19 protein-coding genes and 1 pseudogene are annotated in these 20,027 nt (G+C 38.3%); 13 read left to right on the forward strand and 7 right to left on the reverse strand.

Translation table 11 applies throughout. The features are described 5' to 3' along the window. Positions 1 to 81: 81 nt before the first annotated feature. Positions 82 to 978 (reverse strand): annotated as a pseudogene (nadK, locus tag OOA_RS20825) (NAD(+) kinase); the annotation flags it as partial. Between the two features lie 101 nt (positions 979 to 1,079). On the opposite strand from nadK, the gene grpE reads away from it, so the two are divergent. Next, positions 1,080 to 1,664, forward strand: coding sequence for a nucleotide exchange factor GrpE (gene grpE / locus OOA_RS02150; protein ID WP_008910481.1), 585 nt, complete (start codon positions 1,080 to 1,082; stop codon positions 1,662 to 1,664). Between the two features lie 73 nt (positions 1,665 to 1,737). Here the strand turns inward: grpE and ung are convergent, their stop codons facing one another. Further along, positions 1,738 to 2,418 (reverse strand): uracil-DNA glycosylase, encoded by a 681-nt coding sequence (gene ung, locus OOA_RS02155; protein ID WP_008910482.1) that lies wholly within the window; start codon positions 2,416 to 2,418, stop codon positions 1,738 to 1,740. Between the two features lie 320 nt (positions 2,419 to 2,738). Here ung and grcA point away from each other — a divergent pair, with 320 nt between their 5' ends. Together grcA and OOA_RS02165 are read left to right on the forward strand one after the other, a co-directional pair. Then, on the forward strand, positions 2,739 to 3,122 hold the full coding sequence (gene grcA, locus OOA_RS02160; RefSeq protein ID WP_008910483.1) for an autonomous glycyl radical cofactor GrcA: 384 nt from the start codon (positions 2,739 to 2,741) through the stop codon (positions 3,120 to 3,122). Positions 3,123 to 3,279: 157 nt separating this feature from the next. Next, positions 3,280 to 4,737, forward strand: coding sequence for a Tle-like phospholipase domain-containing protein (locus OOA_RS02165; protein WP_008910484.1), 1,458 nt, complete (start codon positions 3,280 to 3,282; stop codon positions 4,735 to 4,737). Positions 4,738 to 4,764: 27 nt separating this feature from the next. On the opposite strand, the gene srmB is transcribed toward OOA_RS02165, so the two are convergent. From srmB to OOA_RS02185, 4 genes are all read right to left on the reverse strand, one after another. After that, complete coding sequence (gene srmB, locus OOA_RS02170) at positions 4,765 to 6,105, reverse strand: ATP-dependent RNA helicase SrmB (protein ID WP_008910485.1); 1,341 nt, start codon at positions 6,103 to 6,105, stop codon at positions 4,765 to 4,767. 148 nt (positions 6,106 to 6,253) lie between these two features. Further along, positions 6,254 to 6,436 carry a sodium/glutamate symporter gene (locus OOA_RS20830; protein WP_040690729.1) on the reverse strand — a complete coding sequence of 61 codons (183 nt, stop codon included), beginning with the start codon at positions 6,434 to 6,436 and terminating at the stop codon, positions 6,254 to 6,256. 203 nt (positions 6,437 to 6,639) lie between these two features. After that, positions 6,640 to 7,557 (reverse strand): formimidoylglutamase, encoded by a 918-nt coding sequence (gene hutG / locus OOA_RS02180; protein ID WP_008910487.1) that lies wholly within the window; start codon positions 7,555 to 7,557, stop codon positions 6,640 to 6,642. A 2-nt stretch (positions 7,558 to 7,559) separates the two neighbouring features. Then, positions 7,560 to 8,291 carry an IclR family transcriptional regulator gene (locus OOA_RS02185; RefSeq protein WP_008910488.1) on the reverse strand — a complete coding sequence of 244 codons (732 nt, stop codon included), beginning with the start codon at positions 8,289 to 8,291 and terminating at the stop codon, positions 7,560 to 7,562. Positions 8,292 to 8,447: 156 nt separating this feature from the next. Between OOA_RS02185 and trmN the strand changes: the two genes are divergently transcribed. Next, entirely contained in the window at positions 8,448 to 9,185 is a 738-nt protein-coding gene (trmN, locus tag OOA_RS02190; RefSeq protein ID WP_008910489.1) for a tRNA(1)(Val) (adenine(37)-N(6))-methyltransferase TrmN, read from the forward strand. A 169-nt stretch (positions 9,186 to 9,354) separates the two neighbouring features. Here trmN and nadB read toward each other — a convergent pair whose 3' ends face one another. Beyond that, positions 9,355 to 10,959, reverse strand: coding sequence for an L-aspartate oxidase (nadB, locus tag OOA_RS02195; protein WP_008910490.1), 1,605 nt, complete (start codon positions 10,957 to 10,959; stop codon positions 9,355 to 9,357). Positions 10,960 to 11,329: 370 nt separating this feature from the next. Between nadB and rpoE the strand changes: the two genes are divergently transcribed. The 9 genes from rpoE (at position 11,330) to recO (ending at position 19,798) form a co-directional block, all read left to right on the forward strand. Next, the gene (rpoE, locus tag OOA_RS02200; protein ID WP_008910491.1) at positions 11,330 to 11,908 is read left to right on the forward strand and encodes an RNA polymerase sigma factor RpoE; all 579 of its coding nucleotides are present in this window, start codon (positions 11,330 to 11,332) and stop codon (positions 11,906 to 11,908) included. 104 nt (positions 11,909 to 12,012) lie between these two features. Then, positions 12,013 to 12,636 carry an anti-sigma-E factor RseA gene (gene rseA, locus OOA_RS02205; RefSeq protein ID WP_008910492.1) on the forward strand — a complete coding sequence of 208 codons (624 nt, stop codon included), beginning with the start codon at positions 12,013 to 12,015 and terminating at the stop codon, positions 12,634 to 12,636. Beyond that, positions 12,636 to 13,586 carry a sigma-E factor regulatory protein RseB gene (gene rseB / locus OOA_RS02210; RefSeq protein ID WP_008910493.1) on the forward strand — a complete coding sequence of 317 codons (951 nt, stop codon included), beginning with the start codon at positions 12,636 to 12,638 and terminating at the stop codon, positions 13,584 to 13,586. Before rseA ends, rseB begins: the two co-directional genes overlap by 1 nt. A gap of 3 nt (positions 13,587 to 13,589) precedes the next feature. After that, on the forward strand, positions 13,590 to 14,054 hold the full coding sequence (rseC, locus tag OOA_RS02215; RefSeq protein ID WP_008910494.1) for a SoxR-reducing system protein RseC: 465 nt from the start codon (positions 13,590 to 13,592) through the stop codon (positions 14,052 to 14,054). Between the two features lie 241 nt (positions 14,055 to 14,295). Beyond that, positions 14,296 to 16,092 (forward strand): translation elongation factor 4, encoded by a 1,797-nt coding sequence (gene lepA / locus OOA_RS02220; protein ID WP_040691032.1) that lies wholly within the window; start codon positions 14,296 to 14,298, stop codon positions 16,090 to 16,092. Between the two features lie 17 nt (positions 16,093 to 16,109). Further along, a complete protein-coding gene (lepB, locus tag OOA_RS02225; protein ID WP_008910496.1) occupies positions 16,110 to 17,081 on the forward strand; it encodes a signal peptidase I in 972 nt (323 codons plus the stop codon). Positions 17,082 to 17,484: 403 nt separating this feature from the next. Continuing rightward, entirely contained in the window at positions 17,485 to 18,165 is a 681-nt protein-coding gene (gene rnc / locus OOA_RS02230) for a ribonuclease III (protein ID WP_008910497.1), read from the forward strand. After that, entirely contained in the window at positions 18,162 to 19,070 is a 909-nt protein-coding gene (gene era, locus OOA_RS02235; RefSeq protein ID WP_008910498.1) for a GTPase Era, read from the forward strand. Before rnc ends, era begins: the two co-directional genes overlap by 4 nt. An 11-nt stretch (positions 19,071 to 19,081) precedes the next feature. Then, positions 19,082 to 19,798, forward strand: a complete 717-nt coding sequence (recO, locus tag OOA_RS02240; RefSeq protein ID WP_008910499.1) for a DNA repair protein RecO — start codon at positions 19,082 to 19,084, stop codon at positions 19,796 to 19,798. Positions 19,799 to 20,027 lie beyond the last annotated feature (229 nt).

Genomic DNA, 20,027 nt, shown 5'->3' on the forward strand with positions numbered 1-20,027 from the left:
TCTCCTGTGAAAATAAACACCTGTGTTTGCGTACAGTGTATCCTGTTTTTTTATACAGTAAAGAGGCAGATGGAAAAAATTAAAAAGTTTTTTCGCCCATCCTAGTTTTGAACTTAGTGTATTGAAATAGTTATAGTCTTTTGGATGAACAAGGTTGAGGCTTTTATTACTTCGTTTAATAACAACCTCTTCTCCATCTTGTATAGGAAGCATAATTTGGCTATCACAACTCACTTCATAGTCAATATTATTACGTAAAAATTTCAATCGAATACTGCTATCACTGCTGATAACTAATGGACGGGATGAAAGAGTGTGGGGAAACATAGGTACTAGTACAATTGCATCTAAATTAGGCATTAAGATAGGGCCACCAGCTGATAATGAGTAGGCTGTTGAGCCAGTTGGAGTTGCAATAATTAGCCCATCAGAGCGTTGTGAAAAAGCAAAACGGTCATCAATGTAGACTTCAAATTCAATCATATGAGCCACTTTACCCGGATGCAAAACTATCTCATTGATAGCACTGCTTTTACGTGCTTTTTGATTAGGTTTTATCACCTGTGCTTCAAGCAAAAAACGTTGCTCTTCATGATATTCGCCCTCAAGTACACGAGAAAGTTGCTGTAAAGCATTATCAGGGTCTAGATCAGTAAGAAACCCTAAATTTCCGCGGTTAATACCAATTACTTTGTTATTATATCGAGACAAAATTCTGGCAGCGCCAAGCATATTGCCATCCCCACCAACAACGATGACTAAATCTGCTAGTTGTCCTATCTCAGTAAGATTACCTGTATTTGCATTTTGCAGATTTAAATCTTTGGCGACTTGTTTATCAATAATAGCGTTATAATTTTTTGATAGCAGCCAATTGTAGATTAGTTCATGGGTGGACAAAGCTTCAGGATGCCGTGGATGACCTACAATGCCGATAGTTTTAAAATGTATTTTTTGCGTGCTTTTATTTTTACGCATATTTTTTTGGTCTTTCATTGCATAACTTCCCTTGAATCCCTGTTTTATATCCCCATAATACTCTATTAGATGGGATTAATGCTAAATACGCGGAGATATTCATGAGTAGTAAAGAACAAAACATGCATGATGAGCAAGCCCCTGAGCTGAATGAAACACAAAAAACAGAGCAAGAGCTGGACGCAGAGCAGGCAGAATCACAAGCGGATGTGCAAGAATTAACAGCGCGTATTGCTGAGCTAGAAGAAGAACTTGTTGCTTCACGGAAAGTTGAACGTGAAGCAATGTTACGTGCGCATGCAGAAATTGAAAATATTCGTCGTCGTACTGAACAAGATATCGAAAAAGCACATAAATTTGCTCTTGAGAAATTTTCTAACGAGTTATTGCCTGTTATCGATAATTTGGAACGCGCTATCGATGCAGCTGATCATGAAAATGAAAATTCTAAGGCAATGCTAGAAGGGTTAGATTTAACGCTAAAAACCTTTTTAAGTGCTGTAGAAAAATTTGGAATTGAAGTTGTTGCTGAATCTAATGTGGCATTTAATCCAGAAGTTCATCAAGCGATGACGATGATAGAATCGCCAGCTCATCAGCCAAATCAAGTGATTGATGTTATGCAAAAAGGTTATGTTTTAAATGGTCGTTTATTAAGACCTGCAATGGTTATTGTGTCAAAATAAAGCTATTTCAAATATTTAATCTAAAACCGGGCGATGTTAGGTCTCCCGGTTTTTTTATGTCTATAGGTAATGGTTAGTCTTCAATTACTGGATTCCAATCGATAGGCTTAAGCCCTTGTTGTTGTAATAAGTCATTGGTTTGTGAGAAATGTTGGCAGCCTAAGAAGCCACGATGAGCAGACAGTGGGGAGGGATGTGGAGCCTTTAGGACATGATGACGTTTAGTATCAATGATGCGACCTTTTTTTTGAGCATGTGAGCCCCACAACAGGAAAATAACGCCTTTTCTGTGTTCATTGATGGTTGCTATCACCTTATCTGTAAATGTTTCCCAACCTAAATGTGCATGAGAATGTGCCTTTCCTTGTTCAACGGTTAAGACTGTATTTAATAACAATACACCTTGGTGTGCCCAACTAAGTAAATAGCCATGTTTGGGGCGTATAAAACCTGGGATATCTTTTTCTAATTCTTTGTACATATTGACTAATGATGGTGGTGGTTTAATGCCAGGAAGAACTGAAAAAGATAAGCCATGCGCTTGTCCTAGGCCATGGTAGGGATCTTGCCCTAAAATAACCACTTTAACATCCGCGAGCTCTGTATATCGAAAGGCGTTAAAGACATCTTGTTGTGGTGGAAAAATTGTTTTTCCTTTCTCTCGTTCATTAGCTACATAAGCTAGCGTATCTTTAAAATAGGTTTGATCTTTTTCTGCGCCGATAACATCGTGCCATGTTTGAGTGTTTGACATGAAAATTCCTATAATAATCAAATATAGCTATAAGCTTACTGGTTCAGCTTCGAGATATAAAGGTGAGTTTCCATATATTTAATTAAAATAATTTTTAACTATGGTTAAAATTTTTGATTTTATGTGGAGCGTGAAAATTGATTTAAAACATGGTGTTGACCTTTAATTGGTTAATTGCCACTCGAAATTATTGATTAATATCAAAGAACCTGAGAGGGCTAGCTGGTATATAGTGTATAGAGACATTGGTTAGACCATATAGCCAATTAACAGTTAAATGAACGGATTTATCTAAATCCTGCCCGAACGTGGAGGTTGACATGATTACAGGTATTCAAATTACTAAAACTGAAAATACAGCTTTATTGAATTCTTTTTGGTTACTTGATGAAGAGAAAAACGAAGCACGTTGTGTTTGTGCAAAAGCTGATTATAACGAAGGACAAGTTGTAGCTAAAGATGAATTGGGTGCTTTTGAGTACCGTGAAGTTCCTTTAGAGGTTAAGCCAACGGTCCGGGTTGAAGGCGGTCAGCATTTAAATGTTAATGTTCTGAGCCGTGAAACATTAGAAGATGCTGTTAAAAATCCTGAGAAATATCCTCAGTTGACTATTCGTGTTTCAGGCTATGCTGTACGGTTCAACTCACTGACCCCAGAACAGCAACGTGATGTTATTACTCGTACTTTCACTGAAAGTCTATAATAGCTGTATAGTTTAAAATACATATATTAGTTTATAATTTTAAAAGCCATTGAATTAAATGGCTTTTTTGTATTCCTCTAATAAAGTACATTGTTTTTCCTTCTAGTAATTTCCACTTTAATTATCTCCCTTGTTCTACCATTATTCGGGAGAGTCTATGTCTACAATTAATCAGATCACATATCCTCAATTTTATGAGAATGAAGTTTCCCTTATCAGAGAAACGGTTAATTTTTATCAACGAAAAACGTTGCTTTCACCTTCATGCTCTAAAATTAATGCATGGCCTCGTACTATATCAGCTGAGCAATTTTGGGGCCGTAATCCCCAAAGCAATGACTATCTTTTAGGTTTAATTGCAAATGGTGTTTATTTTAAAAATTGGAAAACCATATATGAGATAGAGAGACTTAATCATCAACAGCTTAAGGAACTTGGTATTGATTCAAGCTTATTAAGAGATAAATCAACTGGATTTGAAGCAAATATTTGTCGTTATTATGATTTGTATATTATTAGTTTTGGCGGTTCTAATGAGTTGATAGATATATATGCAGATTTACGTCAAGGACTCGGTTATTTTGAGCCTCAATATTTCCAAGCAATTAACTTAGCTAATATTTTGTATAAAGCAGTTAATGGTAAAATGATCTGTACAGGGCACTCATTAGGCGGAGGTCTTGCAACATTTGCTTCCATAGCCAGCCAATCACCCTGTATTTCATTCACTTCCGCAGGGGTCTCAGCTAATACCTTAAAGCAAATTGGAATGGATTATTATAAAGCAAAAAAAATGTCTGAAGATGGATTGGTGCGATATTATGTTGTCCGTTATGACTGGTTGGATTGGTTACAATCATTAAAACCAGCTCCACCAGCGTTGGGGAATAAAATTCTATTAGATTATCACGGTAAAAATAGTTCTTGGTTAGATTGGCTGCCTCATAATTATGTAACAAGGAATTTTATCGCTCATTCTATGTTCAAAATTCTTAAAATGATGTGTCATTTCGCACCATGGGAACATTATGCTGACATGATTTATAACGATAGTTATGAGCAACTTGAAAAATTTAATGATGAGTTACTTTTATTTAATAACAATGAATTAAAAAGCTGGAAAGGTTGTTGTCAAAAAAGTATTCAACAAGAAAATATTACTGAATTTTCGAAGCTAGTCACATTGAGCAATAAGCCTGTAAATATTAGTGAACTTGTCAGTTATTCAGTCAGGTCAATTAATGCCGAATTTATGAAGCTTCTATTTGATTCATCCTACGCAAGTGAAATTAAAAAACATCATTTAGGTCACGAAAGAACTTATTTACATCTTACAGCCCAAACAGGAAGATTGGCTCAGTCAAGGGTGCTCTTAAAGAATAATTTTGCGGTCAATGATATAGATAGTTTTGGTAATACACCGCTACATGAGGCTTTAAATAGCCATGCGTTATTAGTTGCGGAATTATTACTCAGTCAAGGTGCGAATTGGCGCATTAGAAATAATCAAGGTTATAATTGTAGTGATATATTAAATAATCATATGGTTAACGTGGATTCACTTTCTTATCAAGGAAAAATGATACAAAAAAAACTTAACCAAATGATGAAATAAAAAACGGGCCGAAGCCCGTAAATCAAATTATTCTGTTTTATCTTTGCTTTCTGCCACAATAGGATTTGTAGGTTTACGGCGTTTACCAATATTTTTCTTATCACGAAGACGGACTTTTTCTTTCTTTTTAGTCTCTTCTTCTTTTTTCTTCTCTTTACGTTTCGCCAGAACTTTCTTTGATGGTTTTGGCTTATTCAACATTGCATCTGATGGCGCTTTGGTCGTAGGACGTAGAGAGTCAACAACTCGTATTTTAATTGGATCTTCAATATAACGAGTCACTTTTCCGAATAAAGGATAATCATGCGCTTCAACTAGCGAAATTGCAGTCCCTTTTTTGCCAGCGCGGCCTGTGCGTCCAATACGGTGTAGGTAAACATCAGCAGTGTATGGTAAATCAAAGTTAAAAACATGGCTGACATCATCAATATCTAAACCACGAGATGCGACATCAGTTGCCACAAGTACTTTTACCTGTCCACTAACAAGTCGACGAACAGCTTCGGTACGTTTTGCTTGAACCATTTCACCTTCAAGATAACAAGGTTCAATGCCTGCATCACGTAACCATTGTACTACTTCACGAATGCGTTCACGTTTACGTACAAATACAATTGATTTAGTCACATCATCCTGTTTTATCAGATGACATAATAAAGCTGTTTTATGTTCTAACGTATCTGCACGATAATAAAATTGTTGTATTTTTTTACGTTCGCGACGAGAAGACTCTGCATCAATTTCAATCGGGTCTTCTAAAAGACGCTCTGAAAAATCACGAATTGCTTCGCCTTCAAGAGTTGCGGAAAACAGCATGGTTTGCTTACGCCAGCGTGTTTCACCTGCAATTGTTTCGATATCATTCGCGAAGCCCATATCAAGCATACGGTCGGCTTCATCAAGAATAAGAATCTCAACGGCACGGCAGTCAAAATTTTCTTCTTTGATGTATTGAAGTAAGCGGCCAGTGGTCGCAACGACGATATCCTGGTTCTCACTGAAAACTTCAGCATGGTTCATATAGGCGACACCACCAGTAATAGTGGCGATATCTAGATGATTATGTGCGCATAACTCTTTTGCTTGCTCTGCAACCTGCATTGCCAGTTCACGTGTTGGTGTTAATACGAGAACTCGCGGAGGACCTGATTTTTTTCTTGGAAAATCAAGTAAGTGTTGAATGGCTGGCAGCAAAAATGCTGCTGTTTTCCCTGTGCCAGTAGGGGCTGAACCTAAAATGTCACGGCCATCCATTGCTGGAGGGATCGCAGCTTCCTGTATCGCAGTAGGGCGTTCATAGCCTTTATCTGCCAGCGCGTTAATCAGGCTTTCATCTAGTTCAAGTTCAGAAAATGTGGTTGCAGTCATGATATACCTCTATTTGGGGCGCTGATTATAAACAGGTTAGCCAAATTGTTCATCTTAAAATATTCATCTTTCAGCGAAGTGTACCTGTTTTAGTTCTCGGCTGGCAGTAATATTGCCATAAAAAGTGTTTTCTATAGGTGAAAAACACTTAACTGAGAATGTTGATCAGCCAAGTATGGTAAGGGATACCAACTAAATCAATCAGTACAGCACCACTTAAAGGGGCAATCATAAAGGCTTTCATTGAAACTTGTTTGTAACGTTCACAAACTGAAGACATATTTGCCATTGCATTTGGTGTAGTACTTAATCCATGACCTATTAAACCCACACACACATTACGGCGGCATCATAGTTTTTATCTAATAGTCTGAAAATAACAAATACAACCAGTAATAAGTACGACTGTAGCTGCTGCAATAGCAGCTACAGTCGTAGACTTGTACACTAAGGCCTTCAGACATTCGCCTAGGAGTTCATACGCTTGCAGCCTAGCGATAACTTGAAATTCAAAGGGCTAAATTGGTATTTCACTTAAAATAAAAATTGATAAATTAAATAAGCTGCTAATTTCGAGGTATGATTATCGATATCAAATTCAGGGTTACATTCTGCTATATCAAATACAGATATTTTCCCGCTAGCTTTAATTACCGCAAATAATTCATCAAAAATCTCAGTGTTAATCCCTTTTGCTGCGGGAGCACTTACTCCAGGTGCAATAGAAGCTGAAAAAACATCAAGGTCAACAGTGACATAGAGGTAATCAACTTTATTAATAAATTGTTCAATTTGTTGAATGGCTTTAGGTAATTGCGAGGGCGTGAGATATTTGTCTCTAATATAATGACAGCCTAAATCATCTGCTGTATCAAACAGTACTTTAGTATTGCCATGATCAGCTATGCCTAAACAGAGGTAATTAAAAGGCCGATTATATTGCTTACATAACATTGCTGATTGTAAGAATGGAGTACCTGAGGTTGCTTCAAACGCAGAGCGTAAATCGAAATGTGCATCAAAATTAATGATCCCAATGATTTTTGTGGGCTTATTTTTGGCAACAAAATCAAATAAACCTTGAAAGCTAGCGAAAGCTACTTCATGACCGCCGCCTAAAATAATTGGTGTTTGATTTAAAGATAAAATATCAATGATTTCATCAGAAAGATGGCGTTGTGCTGTTTCTAAATTACCATCATCACAATAAACAGTGCCAGCATCACGAATGGCTAGTGGTCGATGTAGTGGTAATCCAGCAAGTTGCTGGCGAATAGCATCAGGCCCTGCTTTTGCTCCTAATCGGCCTTTGTTACGTTTAACACCTTCATCAGATGCAAAACCAACTAAAGTAAATTGTGTGGGAGTATATCTATTCATTACTTGATGGATACGTAGATGCTCTTCTGTTTCCCCATCAATACGGCCTTGCCAAATAAAAGGTGTCGCCATAATTACTCCTGATTAATCAATTTTGTTATGTTATCAGCGGCTTGACGGCATTCAGAGATAAACTCGTCAATTCGATGAGTTGAACGGAATTCAGGCGCCATCACAGAAATGACAGCAATGACATCATTACCTTTAAAAATAGGTGCGGAGACACCTAAGACACCATCATCAATTTCACTCAATGAAACACCATAACCTTGCTGGTGGATTTGTGTTAATGCTTGCTTTAATTGCTGAATACTTTCAGGTTGTTGCAATTGTTGTTCAAGAGTTTCAAACACTAATGATTGGTAATCTTTATTCCGAAAAGCTAGCAATGTTTTAGCGCTTGCACCTTTAATCAAGGTATTACCTCGGCCAATCACAAAAGAACAACGTAATGTTTGAGAGCTTTCAATCATGTCGACACAAATGGTTTCACATAGATTTGAGGTAATAATAGCTACCGTTTCCTGTGTTTTTTTGCTAAGTACTTGAAGTTCTAGTTTTGATGAATTCATTAATAGGCTGTAGTCATAGTATTTTTCTTGAGTTTTGATACTCTGCGCACCGATGGTGTAAGTGCCATATTGTTTAGCATAAGTCACAAATTCCCAATTTATGAGAATAGTTAACAAGCGATAAACAGTAGAAACAGGAATATTTAATGATTTAGAAATCACTTGTGGAGTCACTGGAACTGAACTCGTAGTGATGTATGATAAAATATTCAATGCTCTGTTTGTGCTATTCATGGCAGCCTCTTTTTTTGAACTTAGCAGTAAATTTTTTTTGTCTCAAATAAGATTCTTATTATATGAGAATAATATTGTGAAAAATAAAAGATAATTTCTTTTTTAATTGTTATATACGCAGTTTTTAATAAAAGGCATACGGTTAAGAGTGATCGAATGAATAATGTGAAAAAAAATTATCGCAAAGGCGGTTTTACCTTTAAGCAATTCTTTATTGGCCATGATCGCTGTGCAATGAAAGTAGGGACTGATGGAGTATTACTTGGTGCATGGGCTCCTATTCATGAAGCTAAAAAAGCATTAGATATTGGTAGTGGTAGTGGATTAATTGCATTGATGCTCGCTCAACGAAATGAACGATTGCTTATTGATGCTGTTGAGTTAGATATAAAGGCGGCAGAACAAGCTCAAGAAAACTTTTCTGAATCAAGATGGACAGAGCGTCTACGGGTTTTTAATCAAGATATTATTGAATTTAGTGAGTTCGAAAAACATCAATATGACTTAATTGTGAGCAACCCTCCATATTTTGAACCCGCGGTATCTTGCAGCAGTGAGCAGCGTGACCAAGCTCGTTATACTTCAACATTAACTCATAAAACCTTGTTAGATTGCTCTAAGCGTTGTTTAGCACCTCAAGGCATATTTTGCCTTGTTCTACCTTATGATGTAGGTGAGAGTGTAGAGTTAATGGCACATGCTGAAGGATGGTCTACAGCTTATCGAGTTAATATTCGAGACAAAGTCACTACCGCTTTTCATCGAGTATTACTAGGTTTAACTCTTGAAGCAGTAGAATCACATGTTTCAATATTAACTTTGAAAGAAGTAGACAACAAAATTTATACCGATGATTTTCAAAAGCTTATTAGAGATTTTTATCTTAAATATTGATAAAGGTATATTTAGATGATTATTAATAATATTAACGATTATTGTCATTATAGCCTAAGCAGAATCTGGTATGTTATTCATAAGATATCGCACTTAGACACCCGAATCACAGTTGTTTCTATGTTCATCGGGATATCTTTATTGATGTCATATGATGACAAAACCCCAACTATTTGGGGTAAAGGATGGTTGGACCAGAATGTTCAAGTAATTCAGGGTAATCTAACGTGTAATGTAACCCACGACTTTCTTTGCGTTCTAATGCGCTGTGTACCATTAATTCAGCAACTTGGACGAGATTCCTAAGTTCGAGTAAATTATTTGAAATACGGAAATTTGCATAGTAATCATGAATTTCTTGTTGTAATAAGTCGATACGGCGTAAGGCACGTTCTAAACGTTTGCTGGTTCTGACTATTCCCATATAATCCCACATAAAGAGCCGTAGTTCATGCCAATTGTGCTGAATAATGACTTGTTCATCAGAATTGTGGACTCGGCTATCATCCCACTCGGGAAGCATAGAAATATGGTCGACCTGCGAGATCGTAGCAGTTATATGCTCTGCTGCCGACCAGCCATAAACTAAGCACTCCAATAGGGAATTAGACGCCATGCGGTTTGCTCCGTGCAAGCCGGTATAGCTAACTTCACCAATGGCATAGAGGTTGTTAATGTCAGTCATGCCGACTTGGTTAACTCGAACACCGCCACAAGTATAGTGAGCAGCTGGAACGATAGGGATAGGCTCCTTGGTGAGATCTAGACCCAAGGTTATTAATTTTTCATAGATGGTGGGGAAGTGACTTTTAATGAAGCTCGCGGGTTTGTGGCTAATATCTAGATACATGCAATCTGCGCCTAAACGTTTCATTTCGTGGTCAATTGCTCTCGCCACAATATCTCGCGGTGCTAGCTCAAAACGCTCATCATAATCAGGCATGAAGCGGCTTCCATCAGGCCGTTTCAAATAGGCTCCTTCCCCTCGTAATGCTTCGGTTAGTAAAAAATTACGTGCTTGGGGATGGAATAAACAGGTTGGATGAAATTGATTAAATTCAAGGTTAGCTACGCTGCAACCAATACGCCATGCCATAGCAATACCATCACCTGATGAGATATCAGGATTAGTGGTATATTGATAGACTTTTGCAGCTCCGCCAGTTGCTAAAATGACAATTTTGGCTCGTATAGTTTCTACTTGCTCTTTTTGGCGATTCCAAACGTAAGCACCAACAATACGAGTTTCACCAGCTATATTTGTTTTATCTGATCGGATAAGGTCAACAGCATTATAACGTTCTTTAACATTGATATTAGGATGGTTCGATGCGAGATTTACTAATGTCGTTTCGACTTCTTTACCTGTAGCATCTGCATGGTGAAGTATACGGCGATGGCTATGCCCACCTTCACGAGTTAAGTGATATTGTATTTCACCCGCTTCAGTAATTTCGGTATCAAATAATACACCCTGATCTATTAACCACTGAACACAGGTTTTAGCATTCGAAGCAATAAATTCGACTGTGTGTTTTTCGCATATACCAGCGCCTGCAATTAACGTATCTTCTACATGTGATTCAATGCTATCGGTATCATCAAAAACAGCAGCAATTCCGCCTTGGGCATAGTATGATGCCCCTTCATTTAAGGTACTTTTACTTAGAATGGTCACTTGATGAAATGGTGCGAGCCGTAATGCGGCTGAAAGCCCTGCGACACCGCTACCAATAATAAGAATATCAGTGTAATGCTGTGTGGAATCGTTCATAAGTGTTTGCATGTTTATAGTATGTATTTGAAGTATCATATTAGCCTATCAAACTATTCAATGCCATTTGTAGAGATATCGCGGGTGTAATCTATACAAAGATCATTTAGCTGAGGTTGAATTTTGGCGTTGATAGAGATAAATCTGTATGCTACATAGGACTGTAAGATAATTAGCAAGGCTAATTAATTAGGGATTCCTAGGATCGTATATCAATAGAAATGCATTATTTTTGTAAGTTTTTTATTATTTTTTTATATTAAATTGAACTTCACTTATTTTTATTACTCAAAGTATCGCTTGCTTTAGGAAGGGAGACCATGATCAAGTTAAAAATTTTACAGCTAGAGTACGGGAGATTTCCCCTGTAATGAGCGAGCAACTGACAGACCAGGTGTTGGTCGAAAAAGTCCAAAAAGGCGATCAAAAAGCGTTTAATTTGCTGGTTATTAAATACCAGCATAAAGTCGCAAGTTTAGTTTCGCGTTACGTACCACAAGCAGATGTACCTGACGTTGCTCAGGAGTCATTCATCAAAGCTTATCGTGCGATTGGATCGTTTCGTGGTGATAGTGCTTTTTATACTTGGCTATATCGTATTGCAGTAAATACGGCTAAAAATTATTTAGTTGCTCAAGATAGGCGTCCTCCTGCGTCAGACCTTGAAGCAAGCGATGCAGAAAACTATGAAAATGCCAGCGCCTTGAAAGAAATTTCGAACCCAGAGAACTTAATGTTGTCTGAAGAGTTGAAGAAGGTAGTTTTTCGAACCATTGAGTCGTTACCTGAAGATTTAAGAATGGCGATAACACTCAGGGAGCTTGATGGTTTAAGTTATGAAGAGATTGCAGAGATCATGGATTGCCCTGTGGGCACTGTGCGCTCGCGTATCTTTAGGGCGAGAGAAGCTATCGATAATAAAGTACAACCACTGATTCAACAGCACTAAAGATAGTTTGTGTTCATTTAATTGATTTTTGAATACAAGATACAGTGTTGATAAATACAATCAGTGCGTTAAATTGTGATGCAATTAACTGAAGGTATTCGGGCATGCAAAGAGAGAGACTTTCCGCAATGATGGATGGCGAAGTTCTAGATATAGAGCTAGTAAAGGCCATTACATGTGATTCAACGTTGCAACAACGTTGGGAGAGCTATCATCTTATTCGTGATACTCTGCGTAATGAGACCCCCGATGTCATAAATTTTGACATCGCAGATAAAGTCGCAGCAGCATTAGAGAATGAAGTTGTACGTATTAATCCTCAGGTGATTATTGAGTCACAACCTGAACCTGCAACATGGGGAACGATGCCTTTTTGGCAAAAATTTCGACCATGGGCAAGCCAGATTACTCAAATTGGCGTTGCTGCATGTGTATCTCTTGCCGTAATCGTTGGGGTACAGCAGTATAATCAAAGCAATTCAATCGAATCTGCCATTGATGAACCTGTCTTTAATACTATTCCAGCGGGCGCGGGCGCACCAGTAAGTTTAAACTTCTCTGATGGTCAGCTCTTCGGTAACGAACAACAAATGCAACAAGTTGAACAACAAAATCAACGTATCAACGCGATGCTTCAGCAATATGAAATTGAAAGACGTTCTATGCTTAATCAACAATATAATGAAAGTGATAAAGCAGCTGCGTCAGCAGGAGTTAAATTGCAATAATGAATAAGTGGTTATCCGTCATCTGCCTGACGGGCAGCCTGATTATTTCTAATCAAGCTTCGGCATCCCAACAGGGTGCCGAAGTTCTCTTTAAAGAGATGGGAAATGCTGCCCAGAATCTTTCTTACGAAATGTCGTTCATGTCTTTTAGTCCTAGAAGTATTGTTCCTGTCCGTTATCGCCACACTGTCATCAATAATGTACCAGTGTCTCAAATGATCCAAATGGATTCCTCGCGACGTGAAATCGTACAGAAAGGTTCTCAAATTAGTTATTTTGAACCTGGTTTTGATGCTTTCAGTTTGAATGGAAAAAATATTGTTGATAATTTGCCTTCGATATTGTTTGCTGAATACGAAAAAATAAAACCGTATTATAATTTTATAGATGCTGGACGAACTCATATTGGTGATAAACCAGCATTGGTGGTTCGTATTATTTCTAAAGATAATTCACGCTTTAGTTATGTGTTATTGATAGATGAAGAAAATAAGTTGCCATTACGAATCGATCTAGTTGATAGCGCCAACCAAACTTTGGAGCAATTTCGTGTTATCTCGATCGTTTTTGACAGTAAAGCGGTAGAAGACTCATTAAAAAATTTAAGTAAGATTAACTTACCTCCTTTACTTTTGTCTCCTAAAAACAACCATCCATCATTTAAATGGCAAGTTGGGTTGTTACCTCCAGGTTTTGAAGAAATTTCACGTTCAGAACGTAAACTTAGCGAAAATGATTTGGTAGAAAGCGCATTGTTTAGTGATGGGTTATTTACATTTTCTGTCAATGTAACTAAAGCTGAGCAAGGAGGGCTTTTAGAACAGCCCATCCAAAATGGCCGCCGCACAATTTATACAATGACGCAGAAGCAAAATGTGATTACCATAATAGGTGAATTACCGTTAGCTACAGCAAAACAAGTGGCTGCAAGCATTCGTTTTCGGGAGTAAATGATGATAAAAGAGTGGGCAACAGTTATTCGTTGGCACCAAGGACGAGCCTTATTACGTTATGGTTCTTCATCTGGATGTGGTAGCTGTAATGCTCGTGGATCTTGCGGTTCCTATGCATTAAGTAAGATAGGACCTAATACAGAGCACCAATTAGAAGTAGAAATAGAGCAGCCTTTAGTGGTTGGGCAAAAAGTAGAAGTCGGCATTCCTGAAGGAAGTTTGCTACGTTCTGCTATGTTAGTATATCTAACGCCTCTAATAGGTCTATTTTTGGTGGCTATATTGGCGCAACTAGCTGGTTTTGAACAGACTTGGGTTGCAATCTCTGGGGTATTAGGCGGCCTATTAGGTTTCTTTTTAGCGCGAAAAATAGCCTCTTACTGGGGTGATGAAACAGCATTCCAACCTGTTATTTTACAGATAGCACTTCCTCCAGGAGAGCTTTCTGTTCAAGTAAATTGTTGAGTTAAGCCGCCTGTTAATTGCAGGCGGTTTCGTTTTATTTAGGCATGTATCGTTAGGTCTCTTTGGCAGATGCCTGCGTAGTTTACAGTTGTTTTACATTGAATCTTTGTGTTAGAGGGATCTTCTATGTAAAATGCAGCTAATTAGTAATCCTGTGATAATCATAGCATTTTAGTTCTGCGGCGAACATTTATGCAGAGCTGATTTTGTAGGCAATTTAAAAGAAGACATTACCTTGAAAATCAATAACATAAGAAACTTTTCTATCATTGCTCACATCGACCATGGTAAATCCACTCTGTCTGACCGTATCATTCAGATTTGTGGCGGTTTAACGGACAGAGAAATGGCGTCTCAGGTTCTTGACTCTATGGACTTAGAACGTGAGCGAGGAATTACAATCAAGGCTCAAAGCGTAACGCTTGATTATAAAGCCGCCGATGGTGAAACTTACCAGCTTAACTTTATCGATACCCCTGGTCACGTTGACTTCTCATATGAAGTATCACGTTCTTTAGCTGCTTGTGAAGGCGCTTTACTGGTTGTCGATGCAGGGCAGGGGGTTGAAGCTCAAACGCTGGCTAACTGTTATACTGCGATGGAAATGGACTTAGAAGTTGTTCCAGTTCTAAATAAAATTGATTTGCCTGCCGCTGATCCTGAGCGTGTTGCAGAAGAAATTGAAGATATCGTTGGTATTGATGCTCACGATGCTGTTCGTTGTTCTGCAAAAACAGGTATTGGTGTTCAAGATGTAATTGAACGTTTAGTTCAATTAGTTCCTTCACCAAAAGGTGATGTAGACGCACCTCTACAAGCGCTTATCATTGATTCTTGGTTTGATAACTATTTAGGTGTTGTATCTCTTATCCGTATTAAAAACGGCACCTTACGCAAAGGTGAAAAGATTAAAGTGATGAGTACTGGGCAGGTGTATAACGCAGATCGCCTTGGTATTTTCACACCGAAACAAGTTGATCGCGACTCATTAAGTTGTGGCGAAGTGGGTTGGTTAGTTTGCGCAATTAAAGATATTACTGGTGCTCCTGTAGGGGATACATTAACTGGTGCTCGTAATCCAGCTGATAAAGCCCTACCAGGGTTTAAGAAAGTTAAACCTCAGGTCTACGCTGGTTTGTTCCCTGTGAGCTCGGATGATTATGAATCATTTCGTGATGCACTAGGAAAGCTCAGTTTGAATGATGCATCGTTGTTCTATGAGCCAGAAACTTCAACAGCACTAGGTTTTGGCTTCCGTTGTGGTTTCCTTGGGTTATTACACATGGAGATCATTCAAGAGCGTTTAGAGCGCGAATACGATTTAGACCTTATTACAACAGCACCGACGGTGGTTTATGAAGTACTGCAAACCGATGGTCAAGTCGTTTATGTGGATAGCCCTGCTAAACTCCCACCACTGAATAATATTGAAGAATTACGCGAGCCAATTGCTGAATGCCATATGCTGATGCCTAAAGAATATCTGGGCAATGTGATTACGCTTTGTATTGAAAAACGCGGCGTTCAAACAAATATGGTCTATCATGGTAATCAAGTATCACTGACCTATGATATTCCAATGTCAGAAGTGGTTTTAGACTTCTTCGATCGTTTGAAATCAACGTCTCGTGGTTATGCCTCTTTGGATTACGCTTTTAAGCGCTTTCAACCTTCAGACATGGTTCGTGTTGATGTTATGATCAACGCCGAGCGCGTTGATGCATTAGCATTAATTACTCACCGAGGGAATTCACAATATCGTGGACGGGAATTAGTTGAGAAAATGAAAGAATTGATCCCTCGTCAGCAGTTTGATATTGCGATTCAGGCCGCGATAGGGAACCACATAATTGCTCGTTCTACAGTTAAACAATTGCGTAAAAACGTACTAGCTAAGTGTTATGGTGGTGACGTTAGCCGTAAGAAGAAACTGTTACAGAAGCAAAAGGATGGTAAGAAACGTATGAAACAAGTTGGTAATGTTGAATTACCTCAAGAAGCGTTCCTTGCTATTTTGCATGTTGGTAAAGACAACTAATATTACAAGGAGTCTCAATGGCTAACACCTTTGCCTTGATCCTAACTCTGGCAACATTGATTACTGGGATTATTTGGTGTTTAGATCGCTTTAAATTTTCGCCTGAGCGGAAGAAAAAGCTAAAACAGATACAGGAAGTGAGCAAAGGCTCGTTGACCCAAGATGAAATGGATAAAGTTGTACGCCGTCCATCATGGGTTGAAACTGGGTCTTCAATTTTTCCAGTATTAGCGATTGTGCTGGTCGTTCGTTCATTTATTTATGAACCATTTCAAATCCCTTCAGGGTCAATGATGCCGACATTATTGGTCGGGGATTTTATGTTGGTTGAGAAATTTGCATATGGTTTGAAAGACCCTATTACGCAAACTACGTTAATTAAAACGGGTAAACCATCACGTGGTGATATTGCGGTATTTAAATACCCTAAAGATCCAAGTGTTGATTTCGTAAAACGTGTTATTGGTTTACCGGGCGATAAAATTGTTTATAACCCAAATGCTAAAGAACTGACTATTTATCCGAATTGTGCGGACAACAACTGTACGCAGCAACTTCCGATTACTTATGGGCCTTTAGCACCAAGTGAATGGACAATGTTTTTTAATGTGGACTCGATGGTTGAGAATCAAAAAGGCAACTATCAGATCCCATTGGATGAATCTGTTCCAAGCAATGCATTACGTCAATATCAAAGAAGTGAGAAATTGGGTACGGTAGAACACCAGATTTTGATTATTCGTCAGGCATTAACAGAATCTCGTTATGTTCAGCCTAATATGCCTTCCAACGAATGGATCGTGCCTGAAAAGCATTACTTCATGATGGGTGATAATCGGGATAACAGTTCCGATAGCCGTATGTGGGGCTTTGTTCCTGAAGAAAATTTAGTTGGTCGTGCTGTGTTTATTTGGCTAAGTTTAGATAAACAAGAAAATGAGTGGCCAACAGGTATTCGCTTTAGCCGCATTGGGCCATTAGGTTCATAGTCATGAATATACGGGTTTTTGTATGAAAACCCGTATATATTTATCATAATTCCGGTTGTTATTTGCTGTATTAGCAATAAAAACCTGTAATCTGAGTGGCATAATTTACTATCATCCTCTGGATAGCTTAGTTTGTTGCTTACATGCAACTCGAATTATTTTGGGTATAAACCGAAGCATTATTATTTTTCTCAGTGTACAATATATTTTAATTAATATTTATTGGCTTCCTAACTCATTTCTTAGTCATTATAAATGCAATTTAGTGGTGTATTAAATGCATAAATAGTCATTTATAACTAAGAATGAAAGTATTAGAAGTCAGTGCAAACGCAACAGTTTTGTATTTTTACAGGTCTGTTGCGTGTGCTTTTTTGTCAATCAGAGAAATGGTTGGACGCGCATGAATCCCTCTTTACTTGAGCAATTACAACGCAAAATTGGTTATAAGTTTAATCAGTATGACCTTTTGATTCAGGCACTTACACATAGAAGTGCGAGTAGCAAGCATAATGAACGTTTAGAGTTCCTTGGGGATTCTATTTTAAGTTTTGTTATTGCAAATGATTTATATCACCGATTCCCTAAAGTGGACGAAGGGGATATGAGTCGAATGAGAGCGACGCTAGTTCGTGGAAATACATTAGCGGAAATTGCTCGAGAGTTTGAACTTGGTGAATGTTTACGCTTAGGGCCAGGTGAATTAAAAAGTGGCGGCTTTCGCCGTGAATCTATACTTGCTGATACAGTGGAAGCACTTATCGGCGGTATTTTTCTCGATAGTGATATTCAAACAATAGAAAGAATTATTCTAAATTGGTATCAAACTAGGCTAGATGAAATTAGTCCGGGCGATAAACAAAAAGACCCGAAAACGAGATTACAGGAATATCTACAGGGGCGTCATTTACCTTTACCTAACTATATTGTTGTTTTGGTTAAAGGTGAAGCTCATGATCAGGAATTTACGATCCACTGCCAAGTCAGTGGTATTGATCAACCAATCAACGGTGTTGGATCAAGTCGTCGTAAAGCCGAACAAGCCGCTGCAGAACAAGCATTGAAAATTTTGGAGATTGAATGAGTGAAAAACAACCCCACTGTGGCTTTGTAGCTATTGTTGGGCGACCAAACGTTGGTAAATCAACGCTGTTAAACCAGCTACTGGGGCAAAAAGTTTCAATTACGTCTAAAAAACCTCAGACGACACGCCATCGCATCATGGGAATCGATACTAAAGATGAATATCAAATCATCTATGTGGATACTCCTGGTCTACATATTGAAGAAAAACGAGCTATAAACCGTTTAATGAACAAAGCAGCATCGAGTTCAATAGGTGATGTAGAGCTTGTTATTTTTGTTGTTGAAGGCACGAATTGGACAGCTGATGACGAAATGGTGCTTAATAAGCTGAAAACCCTTCGTTGTCCTGTTATTTTAGCTATCAATAAAATTGATAATGTGACTGATAAAACTATCTTGTTACCGCATATCGGTTTTATTAGCCAACTAATGAACTTTCTTGATGTTGTGCCAATTAGCGCAGAAAAAGGCACTGGTGTTGACACCATTGCTAAGATTGTTAGGCAGCATATCCCCGAAGCAGATCATCATTTCCCTGATGATTATATTACTGATCGCTCACAACGTTTTATGGCATCAGAAATTATTCGTGAAAAATTGATGCGCTTCTTGGGTGAAGAATTACCTTATTCAGTTACTGTTGAAATTGAACAATTTAAAGTAACGGAAAATGGTATGTACCATATCAATGGTCTTATTCTTGTTGAGCGTGAAGGCCAAAAGAAAATGGTCATTGGTAACAAAGGCAGCAAACTCAAAACGATTGGTACAGAAGCTCGCCTTGATATGGAAAGACTATTTGAAAATAAAGTACACCTTGAACTTTGGGTTAAAGTTAAAGCCGGCTGGGCGGATGACGAACGTGCGTTACGCAGCTTAGGCTATGTAGACGATCTAAAATAATCGGTGATACTGTGAGTGGTTGGCAACGTGCATTTGTACTCCATTCTAGGCCCTTTAGTGAAACCAGTTTATTAATTGATTTTTTTACTGAAGGCGAAGGAAAGATACGTTTACTAGCAAAAGGTGCTCGCCGAAACCGCTCACCACTTAGGGGTTGTTTGCAACCCTTTACTCCTTTGCTTATCCGTTGGGGGGGCAAAGGAGAAATTAAAACGTTAATTAACGCTGAGCCCATTTCACTTTCCCTTCCATTAAGCGGATCAGTTCTTTATAGTGGACTTTATCTCAATGAACTTGTCACACGCGTGATCGAGTTTGGTACACCTTATTCTGCACTATTTTTTGATTATCTCTCTTGTTTACAGTTACTTGCTGCTAGCGAACGAACACCAGAAGCTGCCTTACGCCAATTTGAGTTAGCCTTACTATCTTACCTTGGTTATGGCGTCGATTTTCTGCATTGCGCAGGAAGTGGTGAGCCAGTTACTGACACTATGACTTACCGTTACCGAGAAGAAAAAGGTTTTATCGGTAGTTTAGTTATCGATCAGTTAAGTTTTACGGGACTACAGCTCAAAGCGCTTGCTACTCGTGAATTCCCAGACAGCGATACCTTAAAGGCTGCTAAGCGTTTTACCCGAATTGCGTTAAAACCCTACTTGGGTGGAAAGCCATTAAAAAGTCGCGAACTTTTTAGGCAATTTGTGTTACCCGCTGCGAATAAATGATTAAATCTTGATAGTAGTTTGGCTTTTTATAACGAATAAACCAAGGTTAATTCTACGTCATTCCCTAGTTTTACGATCCCCTTCCCAAAAATAGATGAGATTGCTGAAAAATCCGGCAAAACTTGGAAAGATGCTCGAAGCGATAGAGATTTTTTCCCACAAAATATTAAATTGCAGTAGGATAAGGGAATTAAAGCGTACTTGACGGTATTTATTATGGGAGTGAAAA

Source organism: Providencia burhodogranariea DSM 19968, from assembly GCF_000314855.2.
Taxonomy (GTDB): domain Bacteria; phylum Pseudomonadota; class Gammaproteobacteria; order Enterobacterales; family Enterobacteriaceae; genus Providencia; species Providencia burhodogranariea.